This window comes from Acetobacter aceti (genome assembly GCF_002005445.1).
Lineage (GTDB): Bacteria > Pseudomonadota > Alphaproteobacteria > Acetobacterales > Acetobacteraceae > Acetobacter > Acetobacter aceti_B.
Map to the genome: position 1 here is coordinate 3,332,501 of NZ_CP014692.1, position 14,403 is coordinate 3,346,903.

General features: G+C 59.5%; 15 protein-coding genes and 1 pseudogene (1 of these 16 running past the window's edge). 3 read left to right on the forward strand and 13 right to left on the reverse strand.

Going from position 1 to position 14,403, the window contains the following annotated elements:
- Positions 1 to 243, forward strand: the 3' portion of a protein-coding gene (gene queA, locus A0U92_RS15220) for a tRNA preQ1(34) S-adenosylmethionine ribosyltransferase-isomerase QueA (RefSeq protein WP_187668788.1). 816 nt of this gene lie to the left of the window's left edge; the window shows 243 of its 1,059 coding nt (coding positions 817-1,059); its start codon lies beyond the left edge, outside the window; its stop codon occupies positions 241 to 243.
- A 205-nt stretch (positions 244 to 448) separates the two neighbouring features.
- Entirely contained in the window at positions 449 to 1,612 is a 1,164-nt protein-coding gene (gene tgt, locus A0U92_RS15225) for a tRNA guanosine(34) transglycosylase Tgt (protein ID WP_077813873.1), read from the forward strand.
- Between the two features lie 110 nt (positions 1,613 to 1,722).
- Here tgt and A0U92_RS15230 read toward each other — a convergent pair whose 3' ends face one another.
- The 12 genes from A0U92_RS15230 to A0U92_RS15285 all read right to left on the reverse strand — a co-directional run bounded on the left by A0U92_RS15230 (position 1,723) and on the right by A0U92_RS15285 (position 12,593).
- Complete coding sequence (locus A0U92_RS15230) at positions 1,723 to 3,264, reverse strand: PepSY-associated TM helix domain-containing protein (protein WP_077813874.1); 1,542 nt, start codon at positions 3,262 to 3,264, stop codon at positions 1,723 to 1,725.
- Positions 3,261 to 3,548, reverse strand: a complete 288-nt coding sequence (locus A0U92_RS15235; protein WP_149026492.1) for a hypothetical protein — start codon at positions 3,546 to 3,548, stop codon at positions 3,261 to 3,263. The genes A0U92_RS15230 and A0U92_RS15235 overlap by 4 nt, the downstream gene beginning before the upstream one ends.
- The gene (locus A0U92_RS18050) at positions 3,545 to 3,829 is read right to left on the reverse strand and encodes a hypothetical protein (protein ID WP_077813876.1); all 285 of its coding nucleotides are present in this window, start codon (positions 3,827 to 3,829) and stop codon (positions 3,545 to 3,547) included. The genes A0U92_RS15235 and A0U92_RS18050 overlap by 4 nt, the downstream gene beginning before the upstream one ends.
- Entirely contained in the window at positions 3,826 to 6,093 is a 2,268-nt protein-coding gene (locus A0U92_RS15245) for a TonB-dependent siderophore receptor (protein ID WP_077813877.1), read from the reverse strand. The genes A0U92_RS18050 and A0U92_RS15245 overlap by 4 nt, the downstream gene beginning before the upstream one ends.
- Positions 6,094 to 6,487: 394 nt before the next feature.
- A complete protein-coding gene (locus tag A0U92_RS15250) occupies positions 6,488 to 7,030 on the reverse strand; it encodes a Dabb family protein (RefSeq protein WP_077814501.1) in 543 nt (180 codons plus the stop codon).
- Positions 7,031 to 7,126: 96 nt separating this feature from the next.
- A complete protein-coding gene (locus A0U92_RS17880) occupies positions 7,127 to 7,282 on the reverse strand; it encodes a hypothetical protein (protein WP_187668789.1) in 156 nt (51 codons plus the stop codon).
- A 57-nt stretch (positions 7,283 to 7,339) separates the two neighbouring features.
- Positions 7,340 to 7,954 (reverse strand): nitroreductase family protein, encoded by a 615-nt coding sequence (locus tag A0U92_RS15260; protein ID WP_077813879.1) that lies wholly within the window; start codon positions 7,952 to 7,954, stop codon positions 7,340 to 7,342.
- 29 nt (positions 7,955 to 7,983) lie between these two features.
- The gene (locus A0U92_RS15265) at positions 7,984 to 8,814 is read right to left on the reverse strand and encodes a phosphoenolpyruvate hydrolase family protein (protein ID WP_077813880.1); all 831 of its coding nucleotides are present in this window, start codon (positions 8,812 to 8,814) and stop codon (positions 7,984 to 7,986) included.
- Positions 8,801 to 10,021 carry a Tm-1-like ATP-binding domain-containing protein gene (locus tag A0U92_RS15270; protein ID WP_077813881.1) on the reverse strand — a complete coding sequence of 407 codons (1,221 nt, stop codon included), beginning with the start codon at positions 10,019 to 10,021 and terminating at the stop codon, positions 8,801 to 8,803. The genes A0U92_RS15265 and A0U92_RS15270 overlap by 14 nt, the downstream gene beginning before the upstream one ends.
- 17 nt (positions 10,022 to 10,038) lie before the next feature.
- Positions 10,039 to 10,356 (reverse strand): putative quinol monooxygenase, encoded by a 318-nt coding sequence (locus tag A0U92_RS15275; RefSeq protein WP_077813882.1) that lies wholly within the window; start codon positions 10,354 to 10,356, stop codon positions 10,039 to 10,041.
- A 236-nt stretch (positions 10,357 to 10,592) separates the two neighbouring features.
- A complete protein-coding gene (locus tag A0U92_RS15280; protein ID WP_077813883.1) occupies positions 10,593 to 11,153 on the reverse strand; it encodes a GlcG/HbpS family heme-binding protein in 561 nt (186 codons plus the stop codon).
- A 60-nt stretch (positions 11,154 to 11,213) separates the two neighbouring features.
- Positions 11,214 to 12,593, reverse strand: a complete 1,380-nt coding sequence (locus tag A0U92_RS15285; protein ID WP_077813884.1) for an aminotransferase-like domain-containing protein — start codon at positions 12,591 to 12,593, stop codon at positions 11,214 to 11,216.
- Between the two features lie 263 nt (positions 12,594 to 12,856).
- On the opposite strand from A0U92_RS15285, the pseudogene A0U92_RS15290 reads away from it, so the two are divergent.
- A pseudogene (locus tag A0U92_RS15290) lies at positions 12,857 to 13,201 on the forward strand (IS5/IS1182 family transposase); the annotation flags it as partial.
- Between the two features lie 323 nt (positions 13,202 to 13,524).
- Here A0U92_RS15290 and A0U92_RS15300 read toward each other — a convergent pair.
- Positions 13,525 to 14,388, reverse strand: coding sequence for a fumarylacetoacetate hydrolase family protein (locus A0U92_RS15300; RefSeq protein ID WP_077813886.1), 864 nt, complete (start codon positions 14,386 to 14,388; stop codon positions 13,525 to 13,527).
- Between the last annotated feature and the right edge of the window lie 15 nt (positions 14,389 to 14,403).

Below are 14,403 nucleotides of genomic sequence, written 5' to 3' on the forward strand. Positions count from 1 at the left end.
GATGGTCGCGTGATGCCCTTCGACGGCGACACGTCGATCTTCATCCATCCCGGCTTCAAGTTCCGTGCCGTGGATATGCTGATGACCAACTTCCATCTGCCGCGCTCGACACTCTTCATGCTGGTCTGCGCCTTTGCAGGCACGGAGCGGATGAAAGCAGCGTATGAACATGCAGTCCGCGACGGCTACCGCTTTTATTCCTATGGTGACGCCTGCCTGCTGCGTCGGGCGGAAACTCCATGATATTGCAGACGGTTTCCAAAGGCACAGCCTTTGGCGGGTCAAGGGCAGCAGCGCCCGTGACAACTTATAGGGGCTTTGCCCCTCACCCCACCAAAGGCGCGCCTTTGGAAACCACTTCTAACAGATCGAGGTGCAGGAAGCCGCGCTTCCTGCCGGGGCATGGGGCAGCGTCCCATAACTCTTCCACAGCAAAGGGCCTTCCTTCATGAGCAGCACTTTCCGCTGGATCTGCGAGTCCACAGACGGCCAGGCCCGCGCCGGCACGCTGCACACGGCGCACGGCCCGGTCCAGACGCCGACCTTCATGCCCGTCGGTACGGCTGGCACGGTGAAGGCCATGACCATGGACGCCGTACGTTCGACAGGAGCCGGGATCGTGCTGGGCAACACCTATCACCTGATGCTGCGTCCCGGTGCGGAGCGGGTGAAGCGGCTCGGTGGCCTGCACAAGTTCATGGACTGGTCCGGCCCGATCCTGACGGACTCTGGCGGATTTCAGGTCATGTCACTTGGGGCTCTGCGTAAACTGGATCAGGACGGCGTGACGTTCCAGTCGCATATCGACGGCTCGAAACATCGCCTCGACCCGCAGCGTTCGACCGACATCCAGCACGCTCTGGATGCGACCATCACCATGTGCTTCGACGAGTGCCCGGCCCTTCCCGCCGCACCCGAAGCCATCGCGGCCTCCATGCGGATGTCGATGCGCTGGGCCGCCCGTTCCCGCGAGGCGTTCATCCAGCGTGAAGGCTACGGTCAGTTCGGTATCGTGCAGGGCGGTACCGAGCCGGAGCTGCGCGCCGAGAGTGTGAAGGCGCTGACGGATATCGGTTTCGAAGGCTACGCCATCGGCGGTCTCGCGGTGGGCGAGGGGCAGGAGCTGATGTTCTCCACGCTCGACGTGACGACGCCGCTCATGCCCAATGACAAACCGCGCTATCTGATGGGCGTCGGCACACCGGACGACCTGCTCGGCAGTGTGATGCGTGGCGTGGATATGTTCGACTGCGTGATGCCGACCCGCGCCGGGAGGACGGCCCGCGCCTATACCGAGCGTGGCCACATCAACCTGCGCAACGCCCGGTTCGCGCTCGACGCACGCCCACTGTCACCGCACTGCGACTGTCTGGCCTGCACGCGCCACTCCCGCGCCTATCTGCATCATCTGTTCCGTGCTGACGAAATTCTCGGACCGATGCTGCTGACGTGGCATAACCTTGCCTATTACCAGCGACTGATGCGCGGCATCCGTGCAGCCATTGTCGATGGCACGCTTGAGGCCCATGCGGCGCATCTCCGCGCTGAATGGCAGGCAGGCGACTGGAGCGAGGATGAAGTGCCGCAGCCGCTCATTCCGCCGGTTGCGTGAAGTAACAGCACGATCAGAAATTCGATATTGCCTTTTTCAGGAAAGCGATTTCCTCTGAAGCTTTTTGAAAAAAGCTTCACCAAAAGTTTTTGTAATTTTACGGGGTTGCTTCAGTGGGTCAGCCCTGAATATCCCCTTTTCTTCGCCACCATGAAGAAAAGGAGAGCCAGAGTGAGAGCTAAAGCCGCAACGATGAATGAGGTGTCATCGTCAGGGCTCCCGCCTCGCGTCAGTGCAGCTACGGCCAGGATAATGTGACTGAGAGCCGTAATACAGAAAAGAGCCCGTGCTTTGGTCTGTACAGGCAGAATAAAAGCCAGCACTGTGCAGAGCAGGAAGGTCGCGTAATAGATCAGGGCGACCGGCATGTACGTCATCGGATTTGGGACGGCGGCGGCAAAAGTAATGATGGCGGCGATACCGGTCATGCAACCAGTCGTGCATCCGATGGTCAGAGAGGAGAGAACACGCGAGCCACGTGTCGCGGTGACAAGGCCGGTAGCGCGTTCACGTCGCTGTCGCGCCATGATCCAGAGCTGATTGCCGGTATAAAACAGAAAAGCTCCTCCAAATCCGAGCACAAGATAGGCCCAGCGAACCGGGTACCCGCCATAGCTGCCAAAATGCAGACTGAAGAAAGAGGTGATCGTCGCAAATCCGCCTGACTGGTGGCCCGGCAGATAGTCAGTCGAAAGAATATGACCGGTTACCGGGTCCATGACTGCAAACCCGGCATTGGGACCGCGCATCACAAAACGCGGGTCATGCCCGGCGACACGAAGAGTGAGCGTTCCGCCACCGGGGCCAGGTCGGGTAGTATAATTCAGCGTATCCGGTTCAAAGCCCGGCGCCTGTCGGGCAAGGGACGCGACGAGAGCGGCTGGCGTCAGGAGTGGGGCAGTCTCTCGTGCGGGTGACGCATGCTGTCGGGCATGGGCCGGATGAGCATCGTTATGAAAAAGTATGTTCTGCACGGCGTAAATCGGCTCATGAAATGCAAACAGCACGGATGTGATCGCCATGACGACATGAAAGGGCAGTGAGAAAAAACCGAAGACATTATGCAGATCTAGCCATGCCCGACGTTTGCCACCCTCAAGCCGGACAGCAAAGAGAGTGCGTTTCAGGGCGGGAAGAAAGGCGATCACACCAGACACCAGCGCAATGGCGTAGGCCAGAGCGACCACGCCCATGAAAGGCATCGCCACATCTTCCGGTAAAGGCAGCCCCACACGCTGGTGCAGGACGTCAATGAAATGTGCCGTTTCCGAAGGGGGCTGCTTTTCCGTAATCAGTCCACCCTCTGGATCGAGAGCCGCAGCGACAAGAAGGATTGGTCCATGCTCACGGCTTTTCGGATTCTGAGGCCAGACAAGACGGGCGGGCTGGGTCTTATCCGGTGTCAGCACGATGGTGTAATTCTGGCGGGCGTCCGGAAAGGCGGTAAAGGCTTTTTCCATCAGTTCGGGCGTGCGGTCGAGAGACACCGGTGCCGGCAAATGACTTTCCGGTGTCAGCCAGTTTTGCAAGGTCTGTTCAAACATGCTGACTGAGCCGGCATAGAATGCAATAAAAAGAAAAAGAGCCGCCAGTATGCCGACCCAGGTGTGAACTTCGCGATAGACAGCGACAATATCTTCACGAAGTTTCATCGGATCACGTTCTTCAGAATGAGAAAAAGCAGCCAGACAAGAGCGCAACAGCCACCCAGCCCTATCCACGCCTTACGTCCGGAGGAAAACAGGAAACAGGTACAGACAGACACGATCCATACGAAGACAGCCATCCACAGCAGGGCCTGTGCTGAAAGCGTCATGGGACTGCCTGTGGTGTGACAGAGCAGGCCAGCCACACCCATGCCTCCCAATGCCATACCGGCTCCCGGAATAATCCCGGCGGAGAGTTTTCCTCTCCATGCGCTGTTATCGAGTATCATCTTTGCGTACCTCGTGGTTTCACGAGAGCGATGCTGACCGGCAGCAAGCAAAGCCATAACATCAGCAGAACCACAGTCACGAACAGAGCCGTTGTCAGGCTCATGATGTGTGAAAAACAGCCTGCCATGCACAGGGTGAGGCCGATCCCCCCTCCCACACCTGCGCTTCCCGACAGGCTCCGTGTCAAAAGTCTCTGCTGGCCGGATGTACAGTAGAACATGATACTTGCGAGCAGGCCGGCCACGCTTCCGATCGCAAGGAAAAAATCAGGCTGTATCACCAGCGATATTCCAGACGCATCGTCAGGCTTCTGCCCTGACCGTAATAGCAGGCGGATACGGCGGTGCAGGTCGCCACGAACCGCTTGTTGGCGATGTTGCGGACGTTCGTCGAGAAAGACAAACCATCATACCGAGGATGGGCCTGTCCGAAATCATAACGCAGAAACACGTCAAAGACGGTATAACCGGGAATGGACAGTGTATTGTTGGTATCGCCGTAGCTGTGTCCTGTGTAACGCACTCCGCCGCCAACGCCCGCGCCCCGGAACGTGCCGCGACGAATACGCTGATCGACAAACAGGGAGGCCATCCATTTGGGAGCCTGTGGCAGATAGTTGCCGATCTGGTAAGCCGTGTTCGACTTCGTGACTCTGGGGTCGCTGCGGGTGCCTGTGAAAATAACCGACATATCCCACGGGAGATTGGCGCGACCTTCCAGTTCCAGGCCTCTGACACGCCCTTCACCGGTCTGCACGTAACAGGTGGCTGGGCCACACATCTCGCCGTTGGGTGCGGGGGTGTTCATGTTCTTCTGTTTGATCTGATAAGCGCCGAAAGTGACGTAAATACTTTTCTTGTACTGATAACGTAGACCAGCCTCATACTGATCGCCTGTGGTCGGCTTGAATGGCTTGTCATCCAGTGAGGTCGCAGGGTCCAGCACCTGAGGCTGGAAAGACGTGGCATAGCTGAAATAGGGAGCCAGCCCGAAATCGAGCAGATAGACGGCGCCGGCACGCCAGGTGAATTTGTTGGAAGATGTGACATAGCGTTGACGTGTCAGGATGTTGAGTGTGTCATCTGTCGCCCAGTCCTGCCGTCCGCCGACCGTGACGCGCAGGCGTTCGAACTTCATCTGATCCTGAAAATAGACGCCGTTCTGGTAGGATTTTGTGGCGTTGTAGACCTGCGGAGTGAGGCCGCCTGAATAGCCTCCCACTCCACGGGCTGATGGATCAAAGATATCCAGCATCGGCAGCACGAGCGCGGACTTGACCAGATCACGGGAGCTTTCCCAGCTTGTGTAGAAATAGTCAGTTCCGACAAGAAGTGTGTGCTGTACCGGCCCTGTTTTTACATGCCCTTCAATCTGCGTGTCCATCGCCACACCCTGAGAGCGGCCTCGTCCTTCCACGGCACGACGATTGACGGTTTCACCCGCGACACATCCCCGCACCGATCCGGGGCAGGCTGTAAGTGTGTCACCACTCAGAACTGTCGCACGGTACAGATTATCGAGGTAGGTGTAACGGGTGTTGTTCCGGACCGTCAGGAAGCGATTGAATCTGTGCTCCAGAAACGATCCTGCCAGCGCCTGCGTGCGATCGAATTTGTCCCAGTCGGGTTCACCGATATTGGCGTCATTGGCGATATGCCGGCCCTTCGACAACACCAGCGTGCCTGTCTTGGGGAGGAACTGAAAGGTGGAACCACCTGCATCGCGTTGATACTGCGCGAGAAGAGTCCATGACGAGCCGGGAGCGTATTTCCAGGTCAGACTGGGAGAGACGTAATAGCGTCCGTTCATGACGCTGTTGACCTGCGTGCCGCCGTACCGTGCGAGGGCGACCACGCGTCCCAGAACGGTTCCCTGCTTGTTGAGTTTACCCGAAACATCACCGGCCGCCTGTCCCTGCCAGTTGGCGAGATCCGTATAACCTGCTGTCTGGGTAAAGAACTCTCCATGACTGGTTTCGGTAGGCTTCTTGGTGGTCAGGTTGACAATGCCGCCGGGTGCTGTCTGCCCATACAGGGCACCAGAGGGGCCCTTGAGGACTTCGATCTGCTGAAGGGCGAACGGATCGAAGGAGGTGCGTGTCCATTGGCCACCTGCAGGCAGGCGCAGACCATCGACAAAGTTGTTGTTGGAGGAAAATCCCCCCGCACCGAATCCTCGGACAGAAACCTCGTCAACACGGCTGTCGATACCGCTGGGTTCGGCCTGCACGCCAGCGGTATAGGCCAGGGCGTCTGCAACGGTCGGGGAAGCTCGCAGTTCGATTTCTTCGCGACTGACAATGGAGATTGTCTGAGGCGATTCAATAATTGGCGTGCGGGTTTTTGTACTGGCGGCGGCATGCGACAGACCCGTGGCGGTCACGACAATGACTTCATGGCCCGATGGCGCTTTGCTGACTTTTCCGCCCGTGGATTTTTTGTCGTCCACGGCTGCGTCAGATTGGGCTGCCCAGGCTGTCGATCCGAGAGACGCCATAATGACGACGGGCACGGCGCTGCGTGTCAGATATCGCGATTGCCGCATGAAACTCTTTCCGCATTCACATTTTAGAGAAAACGCCTTCTAAGCAAATGCGAATCATTGTCAATATTAATATGCGACAGACATCATATGACACACAGCGAACGGGGAGTAGTATTCTGCTAAATTCGCAGGGAATACTTTTGATATAGGGTTTCTATATCAATCTATATCAATAAGAGTCGCAGCTTTATGGTGATGAGTTTCTTTTATCTGTCTTGGATCTGCCGTGAGAAAACAGGCAGATGAGGGACTGAGAAGTTCCTGACGCTGTGACGCCTTGTGCACTCCTTTGGTCCACAAACAGGCGGGAGAATGAGGCGTTACAGCAGCTCATTTCTCTGGTCTTCTTAAGGCATGATCCGGCCTGATGTCGTTTGAGAGTCTGGGTAACCTGTTATGGCCTGCTCACAGCGCTGACAGGGAAGTCGAAGACTACGACTTTTTCGAGATAAGGCCCGGCAAATATCTTGAAGGCCTCATGTGCGGCGTCGAAATAGCGCGCATCCGTGACAATGGGACGACCGACATAGAAATTCCGGTCACCTCCAGATTTGAAAGTCACCAGATAGCCTTCCTGCAGGCCAAGATCATTGTTTTCACCGCTGTTCTGTGCGCCGGCCTCAATGGACACCACGACAGGCTTGCCGTCCGGGCGACGGGACAGGCTGGCAAGGGCGAGAAACCGTTTTGTCACTTCACCGCGCAAGGCTGGCGTCACTTCGGGGCGAAAGCGGAACATTACCATGTGACGGAGTGTGCCCGGCTGGAAATCCGCCGCCGTAAAGCGGGCGGCGCCAACCTTTGCGAGAACCGACTGGGCGCTGAGAGCCGCTTCATCAAGGAGAGGTGTCGGAGCTGCTTGCGCAACGCCCGGCACTGAGCCCCAGAAAGAGGCTGCGATGAGGGAAAAGATGAGGGAACGTGAAAATATCAACATGATGGGAAAGACTACAGCATCCTGGCAGCAGAAGGAATTATCTTGTCGAAACTGAAGAAGTTTTGAAGAAGACATGCGCGCCATCCTTTTCATACGTCATGATCGCGGCCAGAACGCCATAGCTGCCCCTGACACTTTGGCCCGCATGGGGAAACCGCCCGCCTCCGCATGGGCGCGGGAAGCGCGCATGGGAGAACGGCCGCCCAGAGGCCGGGAACGGAAGAACGCCAGTGTCCCAGCATCTTGTTCCATTCCGGAATGTGATTCTGGACGGCGACGTCGCGCCATGGTCCTGATGGTCGCCCCTCGTCACTCCCCGAATCTGTCTGTCACAATGATCTCTGACGACGGCAGAATCCCGCCAGTGGGGTACGGGGCCTCGGCAGGCTTGCCGATGGCCACGAACATGACGATCTCATGGTCCTCGGGCAGACGGATCAGCTTTCCGACCGCGTCGAAATCGAACCCGTCCATCGGGCAGGTGCCATAGCCCATGCTTTCTGCCAGAAGCATGATCGCCCCGGCCGCCATGCCGCAGGAACGCATGCCCTCGTCGCGCTGAACCTGCTCGCGTCCGCGATAATACTGGTCGATTGCCCCGACCATGATGTCGCGGGTGGCGGGTGCGGCGTTCGCCCAGTACCGTTCGGGAGATTTTTCCCACGCCTTGATATCGGCGCACAGGATCAGCAGGACGGAGGCATCCGTCACCTGCGGCTGGTCCCAGGCGACCTTGCGGATCTCGCGGCGCAGGTCGGGGTCCGTGACGGCGACGAAACGCCAGTTCTGGATATTGAACGCCGTGGGCATCCTGCGGGCAAGCCCGAGGATGGTCTCCAGATCCTGCGCCGACATGGGATGTCTGGCATCGAATTGCTTCGTCGCGCGGCGTTTGAGAATGGCGCTGGCAACATCGAGTGTCATGGATGTCTCCTTATCTTGTGGTTCCGAGATCAGCGGGTCATGGCCTTGAAGGTCCGGGTCTGCTCGACCAGCGCCGTTTCGGCCGGCAGACGCTCCATGCTGGAAGCTCCGTAGAAGCCATGACAGCCCGGGCAGGCGTCCAGAACCTGCTGCGCATCGGCGGGCATCGCAATCGGTCCGCCGTGGCACAGCAGGATGACATCGTCACGCACACTGCGCGCAGCCTCGGAAATCTCGTTGATGAGCGCGATGGAATCCTCGAGCGTGAACGCTGTCCCGGCGCCTATGCTCCCGCCTGTGGTCAGGCCCATATGTGCAACGAGAATATCGGCTCCGGCACGGGCCATGTCCTTCGCCTGCTCGGTGTCGAAGACATAGGGCGTCGTCAGCAGGTCTTTCTTCCGCGCACGGGCGACCACATCGACCTCGAGACTGTAGCTCATGCCGGTTTCTTCGAGATTCTTGCGGAAATTGCCGTCAATCAGCCCCACGGTTGGAAAATTCTGGATGCCGGAAAACCCGACCCGGCGGATGTCGTCGAGGAACACGTCGAAATCCACGAAAGGATCGGTGCCGTTGACGCCTGCCAGCACGGGCGTGTTCGGGACGACCGGCAGAACCTCGCGCGCCATCTCCATGACGATCTGGTTCGCGTTGCCATAGGCCAGAACACCGGCAAGCGAACCACGCCCTGCCATGCGATAGCGTCCGGAATTGTAGATCACGATCAGGTCGATCCCACCCGCCGCCTCGCACTTGGCGGACAGACCGGTCCCGGCCCCGCCCCCTACGATCGGCTTGCGCTCGGCGATCAGGCCACGCAGGCGGGCAAGGATGGTGTCGCGTTCAATGCGGGGCATCGGTAGAAGTCTCCTTGAAAAGACGCGTGAATTCGTCCGCCATCGCACGGGCGAAGGCAGGATCGTTGAGGGCGAGCGGCAGACTGACGAACCGACGCCGCGCGGTCTGCCGCAAGGTCGCGAGAAGCGACGCGCGGAAGGCCTCATCGGCTTCGGGATCGTGAAAAGCCTCGCCGGGCCGGTCGAGCAGCGAAAAGCCGCCCTCCGGGTAGAAGAAGCGAACCAGGCCTTCGCACTGGTTGAGCCGCTCGCCGATCAGTTGCCCCATGCGACGGCATTCGTCCGCCGTCGTGCGCATGAGGGTGATGAACGGGTTGTGCCGCACGAAAACCCGGCCGCGATAACGTTCGGGAACCGTCTCCATCGCGCCGAAATTGACCATATCCAGCGCGCCGCAACTCCCCACATAGGGGACGCCGGTCCGCGCGACCGCCCCGAGGCGGGTCTCATCGCAGGCAAAGATCCCGCCCGCGACGAAATCGCAGAACTCCGTGGTCGTGACGTCCAGAACGCCCTGAATCATTCCCTGCTCGATGAGATGTTCCATCGAGCGTCCGCCGGTGCCTGTCGCATGGAAGACCAGACATTCGAAGTCGCTGTCCAGTTCCTGCACGGCCGCGGTCACACAGGGTGTCGTGACGCCGAACATGGTGACGCCAACGGCCGGACGCGCATCGCACACCTTCGGTCGCGGAGTCCGGGTCATGCCTGCCATGGCGTTCGCCGCATTGGAGAGAATCACCCTGGAAACCCGGTTCAACCCTTGCAGATCCACGACCGAATAAAGCATGGCGATATCAGACCCGCCGACGTAAGGCGCGACATTGCCCGACGCGACGGTGGAAACCACAATTTTCGGCACGCCGGTCGGCAGGGCCTGCAGGGCAGGCGCCACGATGGCCGTGCCACCGGAACCACCGATGGCCACGACGCCAGCCAGATCGGCGCAACCCGGCAGAAAGCCACGCAGGGCTTCTGCCATAGCCGCGATCGCACGCCCCCGTTCGCCGCAGAACACAGCCTCCGCGCCGCCGGGATGACAGGCGGCCACCACCCGCGCGGCGATATCGGCGCGGCGGGGCTCGTCCGTCGTGCTGACGTCCACGATCCGGCTTTCGACGCCGCACGCGGCAAGGATCGAGGACAGATAGCGCAGTTCGTCGGATTTCGTATCGACGGTGCCGATCAGATAGACGTATGACGTCATGATCCGCGCTCCGGCCGTCAGGCCAGCCGATCGTCGTCTTCGAGCAGGGTCACGGCCAGCGTACCGTCCGCGCCCGCTTCCAGCGCGGATTTCAGAGCGAGAAAATGCGGCTGTTCCTCATGCTGACGAATGGCGTCCACGCTGCGCCATTGCTCGACAAACACGAAATGCAATGGATCGTCGCGATCACGACGACACGTATAGGACAGATTGGTCGCTTCCTTCCGCGAGGCCGTCACGCAGGCCGCCACCACGGGCAGAACCTCCGCGACGCGGTCGGGCAGGAGACGGAAGGACGCAACCACGGTCACCGGGGATATGGCTTTTGCAGACATCAATCGGCTCCGAACAAGGGCAATGCCGGATTCCTAACCATCCGGAACACTTTCCGTATATCTCTATTGTGTCACGCGACACTTTTTCTCTGTCCCGGCTTCTCTGTCCCGGCCCTGTGACGACAGATCCCGGGGCAAGCGATCCCGGGGCGCCTACGGCTGATCGAAAAGAGAAAGCGTGCAGATCGCGAATACACACACTGTCCGATGCGGGGACGGACGGATCTTCCGTCGCCTTAGTGAAGTAAACCCTTCAAGCCCGCGATCGCATCCACGGCGCAAGCTTCGTCCTTGTCGCCGCCCGGCGCTCCTGAAACACCGAGGCCGCCGATGACGCCACCATCATGCGCGCGCAGGGTGACGCCCCCCGCGATGAAGATGATTTCCGGTTCGGTGGCGAGAACGCCGCCATCCAGCGGGCCAGTGACTTTCGCCTTGATCAGTTCGCTGGTGGTATTTTTGTTGAACGTTTTTCCGTAGGAAAAGGCAGTGTAAGCTTTGCGATAGGACACCGATAGCGTCTGGAGCGCCGCATCATCGCCCTTGACGACAGCCTGCTGATGCCCGGAAGGGTCCACAACGGAAGCCGTCACCGAATAGCCGCGCTGTTCGCAGATGCTTACAGCTTCCGACGCGAGCTTTTCCGCAGTCCTCCAGTTGAGTTTGCGAACGGTTACAAGTGTTCCCGCATCAGGCTCCGGACTCGCGCTGTCTGCCGCGCCGGACGAAAGGGCGACGGCAAGCAGAATGGCAAGGCCACCGGCGCGTGTTGCAGGTTTTGAAAGGTTCCTCATCATTCCTGTCCTTCGCTTGAGGAGAGAACAAACATGTGGCTCCGCCATCTTTCATGGCAATTTTCAGTAGAGCGGCAGCGTTTCGCACGGAGCCTTCTCCTCAACCAGCATCCGCGCCTGACGGACACGCGCCAGCGCCTCAGGCAGCGCGCGATACGTGACATTGCCCAGCGCCAGACGAACGCCGGTGCGCCGAACGACCTCACCACTTTGAAAGGCGCGGGCCGACGGAAGGGACACCCCAAGAGTGCGCGCGCACTCCACAAGCTGCGCCGCCCGGTCGGTCGACATCGGCAGCCACGCATGGAACGCCGGGTCGGATGCCGCCGACGCCGGCACGCCCAGGTGAGTTGTGACGAGATCCTGCCGGCGGATTGCTTCGGCACGGAGGGATCGGCGCACGCTGTCCGCCGTGCCATCCTGCATCCATAACGCCATCATCGCGTAAGAGAGCGGCGCGATCATCAGTGACGAGGTCAGGAGCGCGGACAAAGCAGCCTCCATATGACACTGTGGGGGCACCAGCGCGCCGACCCGCAGCCCCGGGCTCAGAATCTTCGACAGGCTGCTGACGAGAAATGTGCGCTCGGGCGCCAGTTCCATGAGCGAGGGCTGTTCGCCCTCGACTCCGGCGACATAGACCGCATCCTCGACGATCAGGGCCTCGTACCCGCGGCACACCGACACGATGTCTCGTCGGCGCGACCGCCCCATTGTCGCGGTGGTCGGATTCTGCATCGTAGGCGTCAGATAGACGACCGGTCGTCCGCCCCGGTGCCGATGCAGAACCTCTTCGAGACTGGCTGGCTCCATCCCCTCCTCATCCATGCGCACGCTATGAACCGGCAGCCCGACCTGCCGCATGGCCCCCAGCATCCCCGGATAGGTCTGCTCCTCGGTCGCGGCATAGGCCACATGAGGCCGCACCACCGTCAACGCCACATTCAGCGCCTGCTGGGCGCCCGCCGTCAGCAGCAGGCGCTCCGGCGCGACGCTGATGCCCAGGGTCTCGAGCCAGTGCGCCATGATCCGGCGGTGCTCGGGATGGCCGGCGACCGGCGGATAGACGTTGAACAATGTGGCATCGACCTGTCTCGCCAGCCTGCCGAGCGTGCGGCTCAGCGCCCTGTCGCTGAACATCGGCGGCGGCATGTTGGTCGCGAGATCGAACCGCGCGCCAGAAACTTCCGGCTTACCCGCGACGAACATACCGCGCCCATGGCTGCTGCGCACGAGCCCCCGGCGTTCGAGCATGGCGTAAGCGCGCGTGACGGAGCCCACGCCGACACCGAGCCGCCAGGCCAGATCCCGGTGGGCGGGCAGGCGTTCGTCGACGTCGAGACGGCCCGACAGGATGTCACGGCCCAGCGCCTCTGCCAGACGCTCCGCCGAGCTTCCGGTTCCGTCTGCGAGCCGCGGTGCCCAGGTCGACTGACGGCGCATGAACTCTCCTTTCGCCATTACAGGCTCGAACACATGAGCTTAACGCCTTGTGACGCCGCCCCGGTCCACAATAGTGTCGCGTGACACTCTTGGGTTTCTATCGAAACGTGTCTTTCCCTTACCCTGACTATGTTGCGATTTTCGCTATTTTCCATTGATGCAGAGAATTGGTTTCATTCCATATCGGGACTCCAAGCCTTCTCCAAAAAGACTCTTAGCCGCCGAACCCAACCGGAGGCCCGATCTATGCCTGATCCCAAGACGAAGGTTTGCTTGATAAAGCCAGGACGGCCTCAACGGTTTGAGCGGACATAGCCTACCGCTCAAAAGCCAATGAAGACTTCATGAATACGCAGGGCTTTGTCTCGAAGGTCCACAGAAAAAAGCCACATCTCAAGCCTGTGCCCCGGCATATCCAGAAATCCAACGCCGGGAAGTCCGTTATCCGGTCGCGTGTTGCGCACGTCTTTGCTGATCAGACGTCACAGACCGGGCTCGTGGTTCGAACAGTCGGCATCGCTCGAACCATTATGAAGATCGACCGGGCCAATAGCGTCTATACCCTGCGCCGCTTCCTTTTTCTCGAGAGGATTAACGCCGCCGCGTAGCAATCCAGTGGATGATAGACCCCGGTCTGCGAAGGACGCAGATCGAAAGCCACCATGGCGACTATCAATCAGCACGCCCAAAAACCGAAATCAGCACACAAGAACTTCAATTAACGGTTCTTCGGTCCCTCCAGATGGAGTGCTGGGCCAGCGGCGGACGGCACGGCATTTCGACCGCCAGATCACGGCAGTTCACGTCCGCATTGCCATCCGCATTATCGCGCTCGGAATCCTCCTCACTCACGCCGTCCAAATAAATAATGGATTTCAAAGGGAGTATCACGTCCACATATCACATTCCGCAACAGAGCCATCGAGACGGGTCAATCCTCTACGATAGTGTTGGCAAGCGTTCCAATTGACTCGATCTCCACCTCAAAACGGTCGCCGGGAGACATATAGACTTTAGGATTTCGGCCGAGACCGACCCCTCCCGGAGTTCCCGTGATGAAGATGTCGCCCGCTTCGAGCGTCATAATTGCACTGACAAGTTCGATCAATTTTGCGACGTCGAAAATCAGCATGCCAGTGTTTGAACTCTGCATGACCTCCCCGTTCAGACGCCCGGTAATGGCCAGTCCGCTCGCCCCGGGAGGAAGATCCTCAGGTGTTACCATCCAGGGACCGCAAGCACCCGTTGAGTCGAAATTCTTGCCGACTGTCCATTGCGGCGTACGGAACTGAAAATCGCGTAAGGTCGCATCATTGAAAATCGAATAGCCCGCAACATGGTCAAGCGCGTTGGCATGCGCGATCCGCCGGCCCCGTCGCCCGATCACGAATGCCAGTTCCGACTCGAAATCGAGTTGTGTCGACTCCCTCGGACGCAGGATCGGCGCCTCGTGTCCGGTGAGACTGGTCGAGAACCGCGCAAAAAGCTCCGGGTAGTCCGGCGCCCTGAGGTTTGTTTCCCGGACATGATCCGCATAGTTCAGGCCAACACAGACAATTTTCGAAGGTCGCAGGATCGGTGGCAGAAACACAATATTTCCGAGATCGATCGTACGACCGCCGCGCAGTATCCGCTGGACTTCGTGAAGATCCGCCTCTGCCCTGAGAAGATCGTCGAGGAAGCCAGGGAAATGCTGATCCTCGGTGGTGAACCCACGGAATCCCGCCCCGGCATCCGCCGGATCGTTCACGGCTATTCCCCGAATACCGTTTTGTATAAAATGCAGAAAACGCATGGTCGCCTCCCGGGC

Bases quoted from the DNA above. Each gene is read 5' to 3' on its own strand.
- tgt (WP_077813873.1), top strand. From the start codon at position 449: ATGAGCAGCACTTTCCGCTGGATCTGCGAGTCCACAGACGGCCAGGCC.
- A0U92_RS15230 (WP_077813874.1), bottom strand. From the start codon at position 3,264: ATGAAACTTCGTGAAGATATTGTCGCTGTCTATCGCGAAGTTCACACC.
- A0U92_RS15235 (WP_149026492.1), bottom strand. From the start codon at position 3,548: ATGATACTCGATAACAGCGCATGGAGAGGAAAACTCTCCGCCGGGATT.
- A0U92_RS15245 (WP_077813877.1), bottom strand. From the start codon at position 6,093: ATGCGGCAATCGCGATATCTGACACGCAGCGCCGTGCCCGTCGTCATT.
- A0U92_RS15250 (WP_077814501.1), bottom strand. From the start codon at position 7,030: ATGTTGATATTTTCACGTTCCCTCATCTTTTCCCTCATCGCAGCCTCT.
- A0U92_RS17880 (WP_187668789.1), bottom strand. From the start codon at position 7,282: ATGGAACAAGATGCTGGGACACTGGCGTTCTTCCGTTCCCGGCCTCTG.
- A0U92_RS15260 (WP_077813879.1), bottom strand. From the start codon at position 7,954: ATGACACTCGATGTTGCCAGCGCCATTCTCAAACGCCGCGCGACGAAG.
- A0U92_RS15265 (WP_077813880.1), bottom strand. From the start codon at position 8,814: ATGCCCCGCATTGAACGCGACACCATCCTTGCCCGCCTGCGTGGCCTG.
- A0U92_RS15270 (WP_077813881.1), bottom strand. From the start codon at position 10,021: ATGACGTCATACGTCTATCTGATCGGCACCGTCGATACGAAATCCGAC.
- A0U92_RS15275 (WP_077813882.1), bottom strand. From the start codon at position 10,356: ATGTCTGCAAAAGCCATATCCCCGGTGACCGTGGTTGCGTCCTTCCGT.
- A0U92_RS15280 (WP_077813883.1), bottom strand. From the start codon at position 11,153: ATGATGAGGAACCTTTCAAAACCTGCAACACGCGCCGGTGGCCTTGCC.
- A0U92_RS15285 (WP_077813884.1), bottom strand. From the start codon at position 12,593: ATGCGCCGTCAGTCGACCTGGGCACCGCGGCTCGCAGACGGAACCGGA.
- A0U92_RS15300 (WP_077813886.1), bottom strand. From the start codon at position 14,388: ATGCGTTTTCTGCATTTTATACAAAACGGTATTCGGGGAATAGCCGTG.